Origin of the sequence: Actinomycetospora lutea (genome assembly GCF_028737205.1) — a bacterium.
Lineage (GTDB): Bacteria > Actinomycetota > Actinomycetes > Mycobacteriales > Pseudonocardiaceae > Actinomycetospora > Actinomycetospora lutea.
This window is the reverse complement of sequence record NZ_JAQZAL010000043.1, coordinates 25,987-42,819: the sequence shown is the minus strand read 5'-3', so window position 1 is coordinate 42,819 and position 16,833 is coordinate 25,987. Positions and strand designations below refer to the sequence as shown.

Sequence of the window (16,833 nt, the reverse complement as noted above, 5' to 3'; positions counted from 1 at the left end):
CGCTGACACCGGGCGCTGACACCGGGCGCTGACACCGGGCGCTGACACCGGGCGCAGCGCGGCCGATCCGCTCGGCGCGCCGCGAGCGATTCGCCGTCGGTCACGGTCCGAGGGCCGCATCGGTGGGTACGCCCCTGAGCCGGTGCGCGCCGGCGCGTGAGGGTGGGGCGTCCCGCGGGTATGCCCGGTCTACGACAACCTGTCGGAGGTGATCACGGTGGCAGATGTGTCCCGCCTGCCGGCGGCCGTCGTGGAGTACTGGGACTGGCAGCGCCACGCGGCGTGTCGCGGGATGGACCTCGCGGTCTTCTTCCATCCCGACGGCGAGCGCGAGCCGTCGCGGGGTCGCCGGGTCGACGGCGCCAAGCAGGTCTGCGCCTCGTGCCCGGTCATGACGGCCTGCCGTGACTGGGCTCGCAGTGTGCAGGAGCCCTACGGGGTGTGGGGTGGGGAGAGCGAGGACGAGCGCCGCACGCTGCTGGCGCGCCGCCGTCGCGAGCCCCGCACCACGCCCGCCGCGTGATTCGGGTCGAGCCCGTGCCCGCACAGCCCCCATCGTCCGACCCGTCCATCCGTGGGAGGTCCACCGTGTCCGACGACGTCACCACCGCCTCGCCCGAGAAGCCCGGTGCGCAGGTGCCCGAGCTGGTCGGCGTGCCCGCCGCCGAGGCCCACGACCGCGCGCTGGACGCCGGTCTGCTGGCCGTGCCCGAGAACGCCTGGCACACCGGCGCGGGCCGCGCGCACATCGCCCGGCAGGAGCCGGAGCCCGGGACCGCGGTCTCGCGGGGCTCCATCGTCCGGATCTGGATCAGCACCGACTCCGGCGTCCCCTCCTGACCGGCGCGGGTCAGCCGCACTCGTCCTCGGGGATGTAGCCCTGCTCGCAGCCCCACTGCGTCTGGAGGTCGCCGGAGGTGGGTGCCCGACCGGCGGACGTGCCGGGGTCGAGGTAGCCCTGGTACTCGTCGCACGACGCGTCGAACCGACCCGCGGAGACGGCCCGCGGCCCGCACCCGGAGGAGCTCGTGCGGCTGCTCCGGGCCTGCGGTCGATCGGCGTCGTCGGTGGGTCGCGTCCGGGAGGTCGTGGGCGCGATGGTCGGCCGCTCGGTCACGGGTGACGCCGCGACCAGCGGGGCGGGAGCGACCGGGGCGACGGCGACGGCCGGCTCGGCGGCGACGGACGCGGTCGGCGTGACCGACATCAGGACGATCGCCGCGGCCGCCATCACTCCGACGATCACGCTGCCCAGCGCCCACCGCACCGCATCCCGTCCGCCCCGCTCCGTCATGCACCGCGCATCGTGAGCGACCGGGACGGTCGTGAGCGGAGGAGACGGTCACGGCGCCCGGACCACCCGGACGAGGGACCGGCGTGGTCGTGGGGCCTTCCGGACGTTCGACGCCGGTGCTCGGCCTCCGGCGCGGCGGCTCCGCTGCGCTGCATGCGCGCCCGGCCGCCGGGCTGCACCACCCGGACGACGCCGGGCCCGGCGTGTCGCGCATCGAGGATGTGGCGATCCTGGCGTGGGACGCCAGCGATGCCGCATCGCTCGCAGCGCGAGCCTGCGTCAGCGGCGGGCGGCGGGGGGCGAGGGTTACGCCAGGGCGCGGCCGACCTGCCGGCCCGAGAACAGGCAGCCGCCGAGGAACGTGCCCTCCAGCGAGCGGTAGCCGTGCACGCCGCCGCCGCCGAAGCCCGCCGCCTCGCCCGCCGCGTACAGCCCGGGGAGCGGGGTGCCGTCGGCGCGCAGGACCCGCCCGTCGAGGTCGGTCCAGAGCCCGCCGAGCGTCTTGCGCGTGAGCACGTGCAGCTTCACGCCGACCAGCGGCCCGGCGGCGGGGTCGAGGATGCGGTGCGGCGGGGCCACGCGCACCAGCCGGTCGCCGAGGTAGCCGCGCGCCGACCGGATGGCGGCGAGCTGGCCGTCCTTGCCGTAGGGGTTGGCAAGCTCGGCGTCGCGGGCGAGGACCTCGCGCTCGACGTTCGCCGCGTCCAGCAGCGGCTCGCGGGTGAGCGCGTTCATCTTCCCGACCAGCTCGCCGAGCGATCCGGCCGTCACGAAGTCCTCGCCGGAGCGCTGGAAGGCGGCCACCGGCTCGGTCGGGCCGGGCCGGACCCGCTGCAGGGTCAGGCGGATGTCGCGGCCGGTGAAGTCGGGGTTCTGCTCGGAGCCCGAGAGGGCGAACTCCTTCTCGAGGATCCGCTGGTTGAGCACGAACCACGTGTGGTCGTGGCCGGTGCGCCCGATGTGCTCGAGGGTCGCGAGGGTGTCGAACCCGGGCCACAGCGGCGCGGGCAGCCGCCGGCCCTCGGCGTCGAACCACAGCGACGACGGCCCGGGCAGGATGCGGATGCCGTGCAGCGGCCAGACCGGGGAGTGGTTGACGATCCCCTCGGTGTAGTGCCACATCCGGTCACGGTTGACGACGCGCCCGCCGGCGTCCTCGCTGATGCCGATCATGCGCCCGTCGACGTGGGCGGGCACCCCGGAGATCATCTCGCGCGGCGGCGGACCGAGGCGTTCGGGCCAGGCGGCGCGCACGGCGTCGTGGTTGCCGCCGATGCCGCCGGAGGTGACGACGACGCTGCCCGCCCTCAGCGTGAAGGAGCCGACGGCCTCCCGCGAGCTCGCCTCGCCCCGCGCGACCTCGGAGGGCTGGAGCACCGTGCCGGACACGCCGGTCACCGCGCCGGCGGTCGTCTCGAGGGCGTCGACGCGGTGGCGGCAGCGGATCGTCACGCGCCCGTCGGCGACCGCGGCGTGGACCCGCCGCAGGAACGGCTCGAGGATGCCGGGCCCGGTGCCCCAGACGATGTGGAAGCGGGGCACCGAGTTGCCGTGGCCGGTGGCCGAGGCGCCGCCCCGTTCGGCCCAGCCGACGACGGGGAAGAAGCGCACGCCCATCGCGTGCAGCCAGGGCCGCTTCTCGCCGGCGGCCCACTCGACGTAGGCGCGGGCCCACTCGCGGCCCCACCGGTCCTCGTCGGCGCGGTCGAAGCCGGCGCTGGAGGTCCAGTCGGACCAGGCGAGGTCGAAGGAGTCGCGGACGCGCAGGCGACGCTGCTCGGGGCTGTCGACGAGGAAGAGCCCGCCGAACGACCACCAGGCCTGCCCGCCGAGGGACGCCTCGGGCTCCTGGTCGAGCAGGATCACCCGGCGTCCGGCGTCGGCGAGCTCGGCGGTGGCGACGAGTCCGGCGAGTCCGGCTCCCACCACGATGACGTCCGCGTCGGGCATACCGGGCATCGTGGCAGTGGGCCCGTGGGTGGGACTACTGGAGGCCGAGCTTCTCCGAGCAGGTCGGCCAGGCGTTCCAGCCCTGCTCGTCCTGGACCTTCTTGGCGACGCGGATCTGCTGCTCGCGGCTGGCCTCGTCGGGCGCGTCGGCGAACTGCTCGCCGCCGAACTCGCTCCAGGTCGAGTCGGTGAACTGCAGGCCGCCCTTGAAGCCGTTGCCGGTGTCGGCCTCCCAGTTCTGGGTGCTCTCGCACATCGCGAGGCGGTCCCAGGTCGCGTTCGACTCGGGCGAGGCCGACGGCGCGGCCATGGCCGTGCCCGTGATGGCCAGCGGCCCGGTCACGGCGGCCGCGGCGACGACGCCGACCTTGAGCAGCGGACGGGACGGGGCGGACGGCAGGTGGTGGCGACCAGACATCGGGGCTCCGGTTCGTCTCGTGGGTGGACGGGACCCGCAGGGGCGACCCGTGCGGCGCCCGGGTGGTGCTGGGGAGCGGGACGACGCGGTCCGGGACCGTAACCGAACCGAGACCTTTTGTGACGAGCCGTGACCGGTGATCGCCCGGAAGTCGCGGTGAGTGGTCATCTCGTCGCGGTCAGCGGCGAACGGAGTAGTGACGAGCGGTGTGGCACTGCTCCGATCGGTGCGGCCACGAGATCGGAGAGCGAGGTGAACGGGGCGTGGTCGCGGCGTCAGGCGGGGAGGAAACCGACGGCCGCGCGGTGCCCGCAGCACGGCTCGGCGAGCGGGCCGCGGTGCCGGCGCGCCTCGGGACGCCACTGCGCGGCGAAGACGAGGCCGGGCTCGACGAGATCGACGCCCTCGACCAGCGCGGCGAGCTCGGCGGCCGAGCGGGTCGTGGCCCGCCCGCTGCGGTACGCGCGGGTCGGCCCGAGGATGGCGTCCATGTCGATGCGCGGGTCGTCGGCGGTGAGGTGCGAGACGGCCAGCGCGCTGCCCGGCACGACCCGGGACAGGTAGCCGGCGACCACGGCGGCGGGGTCGTCGGCGGCGGACACGTGCTGGAGCACCGAGAACATCAGCACCCCGACCGGCCGCGAGAAGTCGAGCACGTCGGTCACCGCGCGGGCGCCCAGGACCTCCTCCGGGGTCCGCAGGTCGGCCTCGGTCACGGTCACGCCCTTCGCCGAGCCCAGCAGCAGCTCGCCGTGCGAGACCGCGACCGGGTCGATGTCGACGTAGGCGACCCGCGCGTCCGGGGTCACGCGGCGGGCGACCTCGTGGGTGTTGCCCATCGTCGGGATGCCCGAGCCGAGGTCGAGGAACTGGTCGATCCCGGCGCGCGCGAGGAACGTGACGGCGCGGCGCAGGAACGACCGGTTCTCGCGCACGACCGACACGACCAGGGGCTCGGCGCGAGCGAGGTCGCGCCCCATCACGCGGTCGACGGCGCCGTGCGAGGTGCCGCCGAGCAGGAAGTCGTAGACGCGCGCGGAGCTCGGGATGTCGAAGTTCGCCGCCCCGGGAGGGCCGATCGGCCAGCGGTGGTCGTCGAGCACGGTCCCCCTCCCCTCGTCCTCGGCGCCGTCGCCCGGTGAGCGGCGGCGCCGCAGGTCGGCCACACCCGGGGACCAAGTAGCCGACAGCGCCACCGCGCTGTCAACACGCCAGGTTCCCCCGACACGCGCAGCGGATGGTCCTCCGTCCACCGTCCGTGGCCGACACGCCGGGAAATGGTGCCACGACACACCGATGCGCGGCTCGTCGTCCGGACACGATCTGACGGTGGGTGATCTGCGCGCGGATCTCCGAGCGGTGACCCTCCAGAGTGTTGGGTCGGTGTTAGGACGAGGGACACGTCGTCGTCGGCCGACGGGGTCCCGGGGCGGCAACGGTGCGGGAGTGCGCGTCGCCGTCGTGACCGAGTCGTTCCTGCCCGCCGTCAACGGCGTCACCAACTCCGTGCTCCAGGTCGTCGCCCACCTGCAGCGCCGCGGCCACTCCGCCATGGTCATCGCCCCGGGCGCGGGGCCCGACGAGGTGCCGGGGGCGCCGCACGTGCCCGTGGTGCGGGTGCCGGCCGTCGACGTGCCGGGCGTCGACTCGCTGCCGGTCGGCGTGCCGACCCCGGCGGTGCGCGCGGCGCTCGCCGAGTACCGGCCCGACGTGGTGCACCTGGCCTCGCCGTTCGTCCTCGGCGCGCGGGCCCTCACCGTCGCCCGGCGCCTGGGCGTCCCGGCGGTGGCCGTGTACCAGACCGACGTCGCCGGCTTCGCGTCGTCGTACGGGGTCGGCCTGACCGCGCGGGCCGCGTGGCGCTGGATCCGCCGGGTGCACAGCGGCGCCGCACGCACGCTGGCGCCCTCGCGATGGGCGGTGGACGCGCTGGAGTCCCACGGCGTGCCGCGGGTGCACCGCTGGGGCCGCGGGGTCGACACCGCCCGCTTCCACCCCGACCGCCGCGACGACGCCCTGCGCGCCGAGCTCGCCCCGCACGGCGAGCTGCTCGTCGGGTATGTGGGCCGCCTCGCCCCGGAGAAGCAGGTCGAGCGGCTCGCCGCCCTCGAGGGCCTGCCCGGCGTGCGGGTCGTGGTGGTCGGCGACGGGCCCTCGCGGGCGCGCCTGGGCGAGCTGCTGCCGTCCGCCCACTTCCTCGGGTTCCGCGGCGGCACCGAGCTGGCGCGGGCCTACGCCTCCTTCGACGCGTTCGTGCACACCGGTCCGCACGAGACGTTCTGCCAGGCCGTCCAGGAGGCCCAGGCCTCCGGGCTCCCGGTGCTCGCCCCCGACGCGGGCGGCGTCGCCGATCTCGTCGACCCGGGCCGGACGGGCTGGCTCTACGACCCGTCCTCGCCGACGGCCGGCGCCGAGATCGTCGGCCGGGTCGCCGCGTGGCGCGACGACCCGGGGAGGCGGCGCGCGTTCGGCGCCGCCGGGCGCCGCCGCGTCGCCGGACGCACCTGGCCCTCGGTGTGCGAGGAGCTCCTCGGGCACTACGCCGCCGTCATCGCCGGCGACGAGTCCGACGGCCGCGTGCCCGTCGCGACCACGCCGGCGGCCTGAGCCACCGAGTTCACCGGGACCACACCCGACCGTCACGCCGGGGTGGGCCGACGGGCGATCGCGGCCCGTAGACACCGGCCATGGCCACATCCCAGGTGTTGGCGCGGTCCGCCGGACCCGCCGCCGAGAGCCAGGACGAGCGCGACACGGCGGTCGCCGTCGCCGCCCCGCCCACCGGGCCCGCCCCCGACCTCGCCCCCGACCTCGCCCCCGACGCCGCCCCGGACACCGCGGGCCGCTACAGCCTGCTGCTCACCCGCGAGCCGGCGCACGTCGCCGCCGCCCAGCGGCTGCGCCACCGCGTGTTCGCCGGCGAGCAGGGCGCCCGGCCCGCCCCCGACGACGCGGTCGCCCTCGCGGCCGCCGCCGAGGGCCGCGACGCCGACGCCTTCGACGCCCACTGCGACCACCTCGTCGTCCGCGAGGACGCCACCGGCGCGATCGTCGGCACCTACCGGATGCTCACGCCGGAGGGCGCCCGGGCCGCCGGCGGGCTCTACTCCGACACCGAGTTCGACCTCGCGGCCCTCGACGGCCTGCGCGACGAGATCGTCGAGGTCGGGCGTTCCTGCGTGCACCCCGACCACCGCCACGGCGTGGTGCTCTCGCTGGTCTGGGCCGGGATCCTGCGCTACATGGTGCTGTCCGGGCGCCGCTGGGCCGTCGGCTGCGCGAGCGTCGCGCTGACGCCCGAGGGCGCGATGCCCGGCGGGGTGTGGTCGCTGGTCGCCTCGACGCACCTCGCGCCGTCCGCGCGGCGGGTGCGCCCGTGGCGCGAGGCCCCGATCGCCGGCCACGACCCGGAGGCCCCCGGCGCCCGCCGCGCCGCCCGGGCGGGCCTGCCGCCGCTGCTGCGCGGCTACCTGCGCCTCGGCGCCGAGATCGGCGGCGTCCCGGCGCTCGACCCCGACTTCGGTGTCGCCGACCTGTTCGTCCTGCTCGACCACACGGCCATCGACCCGCGCTGGCGCCGCTACCTCGCCGGGGAGGACGGGTGAACGCCTGGTCGCCGACCTCGCCGTGCGACCCCGGCTGCCTGCCCGTCGCCGGGCGCACCACCGGGCGGGCCCGGGCGCTGCGGGTCGTCCGGCCGGCCGTGCGGGGCGCCGCCCTGGCCGTCGTGCTGGTCGCGGGCCTGCTCGCCGCGCTCGTGGTCCCGCTGCTCGGCCCGTCCGCGACCTCGGTGGTGCAGCGGGTCTGGGCGGCCGCGGTGCTCTCGGCCTGCGGGGTCCGGGTGCGCCACACCGGCCCGCCCGCGCCGCCCGGTGCGCTCGTCGTCGCCAACCACGTGTCGTGGCTCGACGTGTTCGCCCTGCAGGCCGTGGCACCGGTCCGGATGCTCGCGAAGGCCGAGGTCCGCCGGTGGCCGCTGCTGGGCCTCATGGCCGCGCGGGCGGGCACGGTGTTCCTCGATCGCGACCGGCTGCGCGACCTGCCCGGTGCCGTCGCCGTCCTCGCCGACGCGCTGCGGACGGGGACGCCGATCGGGGTGTTCGCCGAGGGCACCACGCGCTGCGGGCGCGACCTCGGCGCCTTCCGGCCCGCCGCCTTCCAGGCCGCACGCGACGCCGGCGCCCCGGTCGTCCCGGTGGCCCTGCGCTACCGGCGCCGCGGCGACCTGCCGGGCACCGCGCCCCTCGACGCCACCGCGGCCTTCGTCGGCGACGACACGCTCGCCTCGTCGCTGCGGCGCGTGCTCACCGTGCGCGGCGTCGACGTCGACGTCACCGCCTGCGGGGTCGTCGACCCGCGCACGGTCCCGGCCGGCCCGGCGCGGGCGAGCGCCCGGCGCGCGCTCGCCGACCGCACGGCCACGGCGATCGCTCGTGTCCTTCCGCCCGACCTCGCAGGTCACGTCGCTGCGCGCCCCGTCGCGCTCCCGACCGTCCCGGAGCTCGAGCATGTCGCCTGACCCGCCCCGCGAGGCCTCCCTCGCCGACCGCGCGATGTTCGCCGCCCAGTTCGTCCGGGCGCCGGTGGCCACGGCCTCGGTCTGGCCCAGCAGCACCGCCCTGGCCCGCGGCATGGCCGAGGCCGCCCTGCGCGCCGCGCCCCCGGACCCTGTCGTCGTGGAGCTCGGGGCCGGCAGCGGCGCGTTCACCGGGCTGCTCGCGCACCGGCTGGCGGGTCGGGGGCGCCAGATCGCGGTGGAGATCAACCCGGTGCTCGCCCACCGGCTCGGTGAGCGGTTCCCCGGCGTCGAGGTGGTGCCCGCCGACGTGGCCGAGCTCGGCGCGATCCTCGCGCTGCGCGGCATCCGCGGGGCGCAGGCCGTCGTCAGCGGGCTGGGCTGGTCGGCCACCCGCCCGGGGCGCGTGGACTCCCTGCTCCCGGTCGTGGCGCGTGCCCTCGCCGACGACGGCGTGTTCGTGCAGTTTGCCTACCGCGCGACCGCGTGGGCGGCGCCGGCGCGGGCGCTGCGCGAGGAGCTGGACGAGTGCTTCGGCGCGGTCGAGACCTCCCCGGTGACCTGGCGCAACCTGCCGCCGGCGGTCGTCCACCGCGCGTCGTCGCCCCGCCGGTGAGCCCGCCCGGGTGTGGAAGGGGCGCACGTGGGTGATGAGGGTGGCCCGGATGTCACCCGTCGCGGTGCTGCGGAGGGCGGAGTGGTGATCCGCCCAGGTCAGGGGCAGGGCACCCGTCGGGAGGGTGTACGGTCCCGCAACCATCGGCCCGGGCGTCCGGATCGCGGCACCGTCGCGGCGTGGCGCACGGGCTCGACCGACCGTCCGTGTGACCGTCTGTTTGCGACCGGTCCGACCGACGTCGTGGTCCCTCCGCGACGAACCCGCACCACAGAGAGGGGAGACACCGCGATGGCCCTCCCGACGTTGACCCCCGAGCAGCGCGAGGCCGCCCAGGCCAAGTCCCGCGAGGCCCGGCAGGCCCGTTCCGCGCTCCTGGCCGGCATCAAGAGCGGCGAGGAGTCGATCCCCGCCGTCCTCGACCGCGGCAAGAGCGACCCGATCGCCGGCAAGACGAAGGTGTCCCAGCTCGTCCGCGCGCTGCCCGGCTACGGCCCGGCCAAGGCCTCGGCCGTGCTCGAGCAGGCCGGGATCCCCGAGGACCGGCGCGTCGCCGGGCTCGGCTCCCGCCAGCGCGAGGCCCTGGTCAGCGCGCTCGGCTGATCCAGTCCGCGCCGCACCCGGCAACGAACGACGACGGGGCGGTCGGTGGTCCGGTGCCCCGGACCCCGACCGCCCCGTCGTTCGTTCTGCGGGCCCCGCGGGCCTAGTAGCCGCCGCCGGCGTACGAGGAGGCCCCGTCGTCGGCGCGGTGCCGCCCGCCCTGGTCCTGCGCGTCCTGGTCCTGCCCGTCGTCCTGCCCGTCGTCCTGCCCGCCGGTGGGCACCTGCGCGACCGCCGCGGCGCTGCCGGCGGCGTCCGCGGCCGCGGTGGCCACGTCACCGGTGCGCAGCTCGCCCGTGGTCGGCGTGGGGTCGGCGGTGAGGACGGCGTTGCCGCCCACGACAGCGACGCCGCCGCCCGCGAGGGCGCCGACCAGGGCGAGCGCCCCGGCGGTGCGGGTCGGCAGCGGCACGCGGCGACCGGAGCCGCGCCCGCCGCGTCCGACGGCCGGCACCGCGTGCGACGGCGTGATCGGCGCCAGGGCGCTGGGGACGGCCGCGGGGTAGGACGGGCGCGGCGTCCCCCCGGTGGTCGGCGCGGCGAGCGGCCCGGACGCCGGCCCGGAGCCCTGCGGGAGCGCCGCGGAGCCGGTGGGCGGGCCCGCCGGCCGCGCGCTCGCCGCCGCCAGGGCGATCGCGGCGAGGTCGAGCGCGGCGGTGTCCGCGTCGAGGCCCCCGGTGTGCCGGGAGGTGCTGCGGCCCGCACGGGGCAGCGGCCCCGACGGGTGCGCCTCGGTCAGGCCCTGGCGGGGCAGGGCGGCCGCGAGGTCGGCGGCGCGGTGGCCGCCGGTCAGGACCGCGGTGCCGGTGGGTGCCGCAGGATCGGGCGCCGCCGCTCGGGCGTGCGCCGCACGGTGTCGTGCCATGCGAGGTCTCCGTCGCGCCGCCGTTCCGACCTGGCCGAGGGGGAGCGAGCCAGGTGCCGCGTCACCGGTGGGGAGCTCCGGTGCGTCGGCGTTGGGTCTGTCGCCGCTGGGGTCGGGGGCCGCGCCCGCCGGACAGGCCCGGGCGGGACGAGCGCGGGTCCGGCACCAGCTGCCACGGGTGTCCGGACGCCTCGGAGACTAGGTCGCGGGGGAAGACCCGTCACCGGGTGGAGCGCCGCGCGGACGGTGGGTGTCGGTGGGCGTCGCGGCTGCTCAGGCCCTCCCCACCTGGTCACGGGCGCACTGCGGCCGGGTCTCGGGCGGGTCACGGAGTGATGCACGTCACAGTCAAGTGCGGCTGTTCAGCCCACGGAACTGCGGATGACGACTGCGCCGAGCGAGGGTTGCGTGACACAGCGCCTCGACAGCGTCCGGACGAAAGGGTTCCATCGAGACGTCCCCCCGACTGCAGCGGTACCCGAGCGGGCGCGCATCACGCGACCCACCCGACACACCGCCCCCGACACGGCGGCCCCGACCGGGTCGCGGAGAGGCGTCGATGAGCGACCGGGTCACCCCCCAGCCCGATCAGCCCGACCCCCACCCCGAACGTCCCGGATCCGCCGGTGAGCACGTCCTGCAGGACGCGCTCGGGACGTCCGCGCGAGCGGAGCGCTTCCACGCCGACCAGATGTGCGACCGCCTCGTGCCAGCCATGCAGGACTTCGTGGCGCGGATGACCATGGCGTTCGTCGCGACGTCCGACGCCCACGGCGAGTGCGACTCGACGCTGCGCGCCGGGCCGCCCGGCTTCCTGCAGGTCCTCGACGACCGGCACGTGGCGTGGCCCGAGTACCGCGGCAACGGGGTGATGGCGAGCCTCGGCAACATCACCGAGAACCCGCACGTCGGGCTCCTGATGCTCGACTTCACCGATGAGCTCATCGGGCTGCACGTCAACGGGTCGGCGCGCATCGTCGACGACGCCGCGCTGCGCGACGAGTACCCCGGCATCCCGGAGGAGGGCACGCCGGGCCGGCGGGCCGAGATCTGGGTGGAGGTCACCGTGGAGGAGGCCTACATCCACTGCCGCAAGCACATCCCGCGGATGGTGCCCGTCGACCGGACCCGCTCCTGGGGCACCGACGACGTCAAGCGCAAGGGCGGCGACCACTTCGGCGTGGCCGGGGCGCGACGCGCCGAGGCGAGCGAGCGGGCCGGCGGGCCCGCGGCCGACCCCCGCACGGCGGAGCGCGCCGGGGCAGGGGCATCCTCCGGGGAGTGATCTCCGACCGGCACGCCTGGACGAGGCCCGAGCTCGAGACCGTCGTCCCCGGTGTCCACCGCCTGCCGCTGCCGTTGCCGAACGACTCGCTGCGCGCGGTCAACGTCTACGTGCTCGCCCCGGAGTCGGGGGACGGCGAGCTGACGCTGATCGACGGCGGCTGGTCGATCGACGCGTCGCGCGACGTGCTGGCGCGCCTGCTCGCCGGGATCGGCGCGGAGCCGGGCGACGTGCGCCGCTTCCTCGTCACCCACGTCCATCGCGACCACTACAGCCAGGCGATCGCGCTGCGCCGCGCCCACGGCGCCCGGGTCGCCCTGGGGGCCGGCGAGGCCGAGTCGCTGGAGACGGTGCGCGGCCGCGACACCGGCCTGCAGGCCCAGATCGCGGGCCTCGAGCGCGCCGGCGCCCCGACGCTCGCCGACGAGATCCGCTCCTGGCTGGGTGCGGCGGAGGCGCCGCCGGTGGACGACTTCGCCGACCCCGACGAGTGGCTCACCGACGGGCAGGAGCTGCAGGCCGGCGGGCGTTCCCTCGTCGCCCGCGAGACCCCGGGGCACACGCGCGGGCACGTCGTGTTCGTCGACGAGACCACCGCCGACGGCGCGATGCTCTACGCCGGCGACCACGTCCTGCCGCACATCACGCCCTCGATCGGCTTCGAGCCCGCCGCGCGGCCCGGGGCACTGATCCGCTACCTGACCTCGCTCGCGGCCCTGCGCGCCGAGCCCGACCGCCTGCTGCTGCCCGCCCACGGACCCGTCGCGCCGAGCGTCCACGAGCGGGTCGACGAGCTGGTCGTGCACCACGACAAGCGCCTCGAGGAGATCGCCGCGGCGGTGGAGAAGGGCCTGCCGACGGCGGCCGAGATCGCCGGCGCGCTGCGCTGGACGCGCCGCGAGCACCGCCTCGAGGACATGGAGACCTTCAACCGGATGCTCGCGGTGCTCGAGACCGACGCGCACCTCGAGGTCCTCGCCGCGCAGGGGCGGGTGACGCGCACGTCCGGCACCGACGAGGTGGTCGGCAACGCCCCGGCCTGACCGGTCCCGTCGCCGGGCGGACACGATCTCGACACCTGCCGTGCGCCGAAGGGGGCCTCGGCGGCGGCGCGTGGTCGGGGAGCGGCGCTACCGTGGAAGGTCGTCCCCGGTGCACAGGAGCCGGGCCGTCCGCTGGAGAAGGCCTGCGTGACCCGTACGTCCCCGTCCGCCGCCGACACCGACCGCGGCGCGCACGACCCCGACGGCGAGCCCGTGGCTGCCGACCCCGTCATGGCCGAGCAGCCGTACCTCAGCATGCTCTACGGCAAGCTCGACGAGCGCCGGGCCGAGACCGCCACCCTGCTCGCCCGCGTCCTGCGCGACGAGACCACCGGCACCCCGCAGGCGGTCTCCGAGCGCGACGCCGCCGCGCAGATGTACTCCGAGCAGCTCGCGACGCTCACCGCGGTCGAGCAGGGCCTGTGCTTCGGACGCCTCGACCTCGATCCGGACCGCCCGCCGCCGCCCCCGGTCGACGGCGACCCCGAGCCCGTCGAGGGGCTCGACCAGGACGTGCTCTACGTGGGGCGCCTCGGGCTGCTCGACGACCAGCACGACTACGAGCCCCTGCTCGTCGACTGGCGCGCGCCCGCCGCCCGGCCGTACTACACCGCGACCGCCGCGTCGCCCGACGGCGTGCGCCGCCGCCGGCACATCCGCTCGCGCAGCCGGCGCGTCACGGCGGTCGACGACGAGATCCTCGACCTCGACGAAGCAGCAGCGGCCGCCGCGTCACGGGCCACGCAGCGCACCGGCCTGACCGGCGAGGCGGTGCTGCTCGCGGCCCTGTCGGCCGGGCGCACCGGGCGCATGGGCGACATCGTCGCGACGATCCAGGGCGAGCAGGACCGCGTCATCCGCTCCAGCGCCAACGGGGTCGTCGTGGTCGAGGGCGGCCCCGGCACCGGCAAGACCGCCGTGGCGCTGCACCGCGCGGCCTACCTGCTCTACACCCACCGGCGCCAGCTGGCCCGCCGCGGCGTGCTCGTCGTCGGGCCCAACCCGACGTTCCTGCGCTACATCGAGCAGGTCCTGCCCTCGCTGGGCGAGACGAGCGTGCTCCTCTCGACGGTCGGCGAGCTCTACCCGGGCCTCGCCGCGCACCGGCACGAGCCGGCGGCCGCCGCCGCGCTCAAGGGCCGCGTGGACATGAGCAAGATGCTCGCCACGGCCGTGCGCGACCGCCAGGAGCTCCCGCGGCGCCCGATCCGGCTGCACGTCGACGGCGAGCCCGTGGTGGTCGACCGCGACGTCGTCGCCCAGGCCCGCACGCGCGCCCGGCGCACCCGCCGGCCCCACAACGACGCGAAACGGACGTTCGTGCGCGAGGTCGTCGACCAGCTCGCCCGCCGCGAGGTCGACCGGGTGGGCCGCGACCTGGACGGGGGCAACCTCCTCGACCGCGGCGACCTCGCCGACGTCCGCGCGGGCCTGCGCGCCGACCCCGACCTGCGCGGCGTGCTCGACGACCTGTGGCCCACGCTGACGCCGCCGCAGCTGCTCGCCGACCTCTACACCGACGAGCGGCGCCTGCGGGCGGCCACGCGCGGGTGGTCCGACGCCGACCGCGACCTGCTGGCCCGCGAGGGTGGGCCGACGGGCGCGGGCCTGCTCGACGGCGCCTGGTGGAGCCCCGCGGACGCGGTGCTGCTCGACGAGGTCGCCGAGCTGCTCGGCGAGGACGACACCGCCGCCCGCGAGGCCGAGGAGCGCAAGCGCGAGGCCGACGAGGCCTACGCCGCCGGCGTGCTCGAGATCCTCGCGATGGAGGAGGACTGGGACCCCGAGCTCCTGCGTCCCACCGACGTCGTCGACGCCAGCGTGCTGGCCGACCGCACCCGCGAGGCCACCTACGCCTCGGCCGCCGAGCGGGCCGCCGACGACCGGACGTGGACCTTCGGGCACGTCATCGTCGACGAGGCCCAGGAGCTCTCGCCGATGGCGTGGCGGGTGCTCATGCGCCGCTGCCCCAGCCGCTCGATGACGCTCGTCGGCGACGTCGCCCAGACCGGCGCGCGGGGCGGGGCGTCGTCCTGGGCCGAGGTGCTCTCGCCCTACGTCGCCGCGCGCTGGCGCCGCGAGGTGCTCACCGTCAACTACCGCACGCCCGCGGAGATCATGGCGGTCGCGGCCGACGTGCTCGCGGCGATCGACCCCGCGGCCACGCCGCCCGAGTCGGTGCGCGAGTCCGGGCTGGCGCCCGCGGCGGTGGCCACCGACGAGGCCGGGCTGGTCGAGGCTGCCGTGGCGCAGGCCCGGGCGGCCCGCGAGGCCGTCGTGGACGCCGAGGGTGCCGGGCGCGTCGCGGTCCTCGCGCCGGGGGCCCGGGTCGACGGGCTCGCCGCGGCCCTGGGCGTCGCGGCCGGACCGACCGGCGCCGCCGACGGCGGGCGGGCGGGCGACCCGACCGTGGACCTGGGCGCCGAGATCGTCGTGTCAGAGGTCGCCGACGCCAAGGGCCTCGAGTTCGACGCCGTGGTGCTCGTCGACCCCGAGGGAGTGGTGGACGCCTCACCGCGCGGGCTCAACGACCTCTACGTGGCCCTCACTCGCGCCACACGTTCGCTGGTCGTGGTGCATCCCGGCGCCCTGCCGCCGGTCCTGGGCCGCCTCGGCTGACCCTGGAGATCCACTCGATCGGGTAACGCCGACGCCGCCGGACTCGAACCACCCGGTACGGGGCGAGGTGCGCCCGGGCGGTGCGAGCCGCCGGCGCGCCGCGGTTGCGCTCTCCGGAGCAACTGCCCGCAACCCGCCGTTCGGGCGACGCGCCGCCCGCGACGTCACGCAGACGAGGGACCCTGTCATACGGGATGATCGGGCCGACCGCGCACCGGGAGGGGGCGGGCAGTGAGCACCGACGCCGGACCGCCCGCGATGGTGGGCGGGCGCTACACGCTCGGCGACCTCATCGGGCGCGGCGGTGCCGCCGACGTGTTCCGGGCGCGCGACGAGCTCCTCGGCCGCGACGTGGCCATCAAGATGTTCAACGCGGCGGGCTCCGTCGGCGCCGCCGACGTCGAGCCCGGCGACCCGGCCGACCCCGCCGAGAAGATCGGCGACATCGAGGAGGGCCAGGAGGCCCGCCACCGCCGCGAGGTGCTCACGCTCGCCGGCCTGTCGCACCCCGGCCTCGTCACCGTCTACGACGTCGGCGACGAGGACGGCCGCGCGTACTTCGTCATGCAGCTCATCGAGGGCGACACGCTCGCGCAGCGGATCCGCTCCGGGCCGCTGCCGGTCGTCGACGTCGTGGCGCTGGGCGCCGCGCTCGCCGACGCGCTCGCCTACGTGCACCGCCGCGGTGTGGTCCACCGCGACGTCAAGCCCGGCAACGTGCTGCTCGACGCCGAGGGCCGCGCCCACCTCTCCGACTTCGGGATCGCCGCGGTCCACGACGCCGCCCCCGTCACCGCCGCCGGCATGGTCATCGGCACCGCCTCGTACCTCAGCCCCGAGCAGGTGCGCGGCGAGCCGATCGACGGCGCCGTCGACATCTACGCGCTGGGCCTCGTGCTCATCGAGTGCCTCACCGGCCGCCGCGAGTACCCGGGCAACGCGCTCGAGGCGGCCGTGGCGCGCCTGCACCGCCGCCCCGCCGTGCCCACCGGCCTCTCGCCCGGCCTCGAGGGGCTGCTGACGGCCATGACCGCCGACGACGCGGTCGACCGGCCGAGCGCCGAGGAGGTCGTCGCCGGCCTGCGCGGGGTCTCGCGCGAGGTCGGGATGGACGCCGAGACGGTGCTGTCGCCGGTGCTGATGACCGCGCCCACCAGCATCGTCGCCGGCGCGGGCCCGATGGCGGTCGGGGCGGCCCTGCCCGAGCCCGAGCCGACGGGCGCCTCGCCGCTCGCCCGCCCCGAGGGGCGCCGGCGCCGCCGGCTCGCCGCCGCCGTGGCCGCCGCGGCCGCGACGCTGCTGGTCGCGGGCTCCGCGGTGGCGTACGCGGTGCTCTCTGACGAGGCGCCGCTGCCGCCGGTGCCGTCGGCGACCCTCGCGCCGCCCCCGCCGCCGCTGCCCGTCGCCCCGCAGGTCAGCACCACCGACGAGACCGAGGCGGCCACGGCGCCGCGCACCCGGCGCACTACCACGCCGCGGCGCACGACGACCACCACCACGACCACGACGACCACCACCACCACGACGGTGCGCCCGCCGGTGGTCGTGCCGCCGCCGGTCGTCGAGGAGCCGCCCGACGACGACACGACGACCACGACGGTGCCGGGGCAGCGCGCGCCCTGAC

At 76.9% G+C, this 16,833-nt stretch carries 16 protein-coding genes; 11 read left to right on the top strand and 5 right to left on the bottom strand.

Annotated features, from left to right (window positions below):
- Positions 1 to 217 precede the first annotated feature (217 nt).
- Together PHK61_RS29540 and PHK61_RS29535 are read left to right on the top strand one after the other, a co-directional pair.
- On the top strand, positions 218 to 523 hold the full coding sequence (locus PHK61_RS29540; RefSeq protein WP_274284611.1) for a WhiB family transcriptional regulator: 306 nt from the start codon (positions 218 to 220) through the stop codon (positions 521 to 523).
- A 65-nt stretch (positions 524 to 588) separates the two neighbouring features.
- On the top strand, positions 589 to 840 hold the full coding sequence (locus PHK61_RS29535) for a PASTA domain-containing protein (RefSeq protein WP_274284610.1): 252 nt from the start codon (positions 589 to 591) through the stop codon (positions 838 to 840).
- Positions 841 to 850: 10 nt separating this feature from the next.
- On the opposite strand, the gene PHK61_RS29530 is transcribed toward PHK61_RS29535, so the two are convergent.
- The 4 genes from PHK61_RS29530 to PHK61_RS29515 form a co-directional block, all read right to left on the bottom strand.
- On the bottom strand, positions 851 to 1,294 hold the full coding sequence (locus tag PHK61_RS29530; RefSeq protein ID WP_274284609.1) for a hypothetical protein: 444 nt from the start codon (positions 1,292 to 1,294) through the stop codon (positions 851 to 853).
- A 306-nt stretch (positions 1,295 to 1,600) separates the two neighbouring features.
- Positions 1,601 to 3,244 (bottom strand): FAD-binding dehydrogenase, encoded by a 1,644-nt coding sequence (locus tag PHK61_RS29525; RefSeq protein ID WP_274284608.1) that lies wholly within the window; start codon positions 3,242 to 3,244, stop codon positions 1,601 to 1,603.
- Positions 3,245 to 3,278: 34 nt separating this feature from the next.
- Entirely contained in the window at positions 3,279 to 3,662 is a 384-nt protein-coding gene (locus tag PHK61_RS29520) for a transglycosylase family protein (RefSeq protein WP_274284607.1), read from the bottom strand.
- Positions 3,663 to 3,937: 275 nt separating this feature from the next.
- Positions 3,938 to 4,828, bottom strand: a complete 891-nt coding sequence (locus PHK61_RS29515; RefSeq protein WP_274284606.1) for an SAM-dependent methyltransferase — start codon at positions 4,826 to 4,828, stop codon at positions 3,938 to 3,940.
- Between the two features lie 295 nt (positions 4,829 to 5,123).
- On the opposite strand from PHK61_RS29515, the gene PHK61_RS29510 reads away from it, so the two are divergent.
- From PHK61_RS29510 to mihF, 5 genes are all read left to right on the top strand, one after another.
- Positions 5,124 to 6,269 carry a glycosyltransferase family 4 protein gene (locus tag PHK61_RS29510; RefSeq protein WP_274284605.1) on the top strand — a complete coding sequence of 382 codons (1,146 nt, stop codon included), beginning with the start codon at positions 5,124 to 5,126 and terminating at the stop codon, positions 6,267 to 6,269.
- An 80-nt stretch (positions 6,270 to 6,349) separates the two neighbouring features.
- Positions 6,350 to 7,267, top strand: a complete 918-nt coding sequence (locus PHK61_RS29505; RefSeq protein WP_274284604.1) for a GNAT family N-acetyltransferase — start codon at positions 6,350 to 6,352, stop codon at positions 7,265 to 7,267.
- Complete coding sequence (locus PHK61_RS29500) at positions 7,264 to 8,181, top strand: lysophospholipid acyltransferase family protein (RefSeq protein WP_274284603.1); 918 nt, start codon at positions 7,264 to 7,266, stop codon at positions 8,179 to 8,181. The genes PHK61_RS29505 and PHK61_RS29500 overlap by 4 nt, the downstream gene beginning before the upstream one ends.
- On the top strand, positions 8,171 to 8,794 hold the full coding sequence (locus tag PHK61_RS29495; RefSeq protein ID WP_274284602.1) for a class I SAM-dependent methyltransferase: 624 nt from the start codon (positions 8,171 to 8,173) through the stop codon (positions 8,792 to 8,794). Before PHK61_RS29500 ends, PHK61_RS29495 begins: the two co-directional genes overlap by 11 nt.
- A gap of 291 nt (positions 8,795 to 9,085) precedes the next feature.
- The gene (gene mihF, locus PHK61_RS29490) at positions 9,086 to 9,397 is read left to right on the top strand and encodes an integration host factor, actinobacterial type (RefSeq protein ID WP_274284601.1); all 312 of its coding nucleotides are present in this window, start codon (positions 9,086 to 9,088) and stop codon (positions 9,395 to 9,397) included.
- Positions 9,398 to 9,500: 103 nt separating this feature from the next.
- On the opposite strand, the gene PHK61_RS29485 is transcribed toward mihF, so the two are convergent.
- The gene (locus tag PHK61_RS29485) at positions 9,501 to 10,262 is read right to left on the bottom strand and encodes a hypothetical protein (protein WP_274284600.1); all 762 of its coding nucleotides are present in this window, start codon (positions 10,260 to 10,262) and stop codon (positions 9,501 to 9,503) included.
- Positions 10,263 to 10,821: 559 nt separating this feature from the next.
- On the opposite strand from PHK61_RS29485, the gene PHK61_RS29480 reads away from it, so the two are divergent.
- From PHK61_RS29480 to PHK61_RS29465, 4 genes are all read left to right on the top strand, one after another.
- Positions 10,822 to 11,547, top strand: a complete 726-nt coding sequence (locus PHK61_RS29480; protein WP_274284599.1) for a pyridoxamine 5'-phosphate oxidase family protein — start codon at positions 10,822 to 10,824, stop codon at positions 11,545 to 11,547.
- A complete protein-coding gene (locus PHK61_RS29475; RefSeq protein ID WP_274284598.1) occupies positions 11,544 to 12,590 on the top strand; it encodes an MBL fold metallo-hydrolase in 1,047 nt (348 codons plus the stop codon). Before PHK61_RS29480 ends, PHK61_RS29475 begins: the two co-directional genes overlap by 4 nt.
- A gap of 231 nt (positions 12,591 to 12,821) precedes the next feature.
- Positions 12,822 to 15,209 carry a HelD family protein gene (locus PHK61_RS29470; RefSeq protein ID WP_274284612.1) on the top strand — a complete coding sequence of 796 codons (2,388 nt, stop codon included), beginning with the start codon at positions 12,822 to 12,824 and terminating at the stop codon, positions 15,207 to 15,209.
- A 231-nt stretch (positions 15,210 to 15,440) separates the two neighbouring features.
- Positions 15,441 to 16,832: a serine/threonine-protein kinase gene (locus PHK61_RS29465; protein ID WP_274284597.1), complete on the top strand. Its 1,392-nt coding sequence runs from the start codon at positions 15,441 to 15,443 to the stop codon at positions 16,830 to 16,832.
- The last annotated feature ends 1 nt before the right edge of the window (position 16,833 follow it).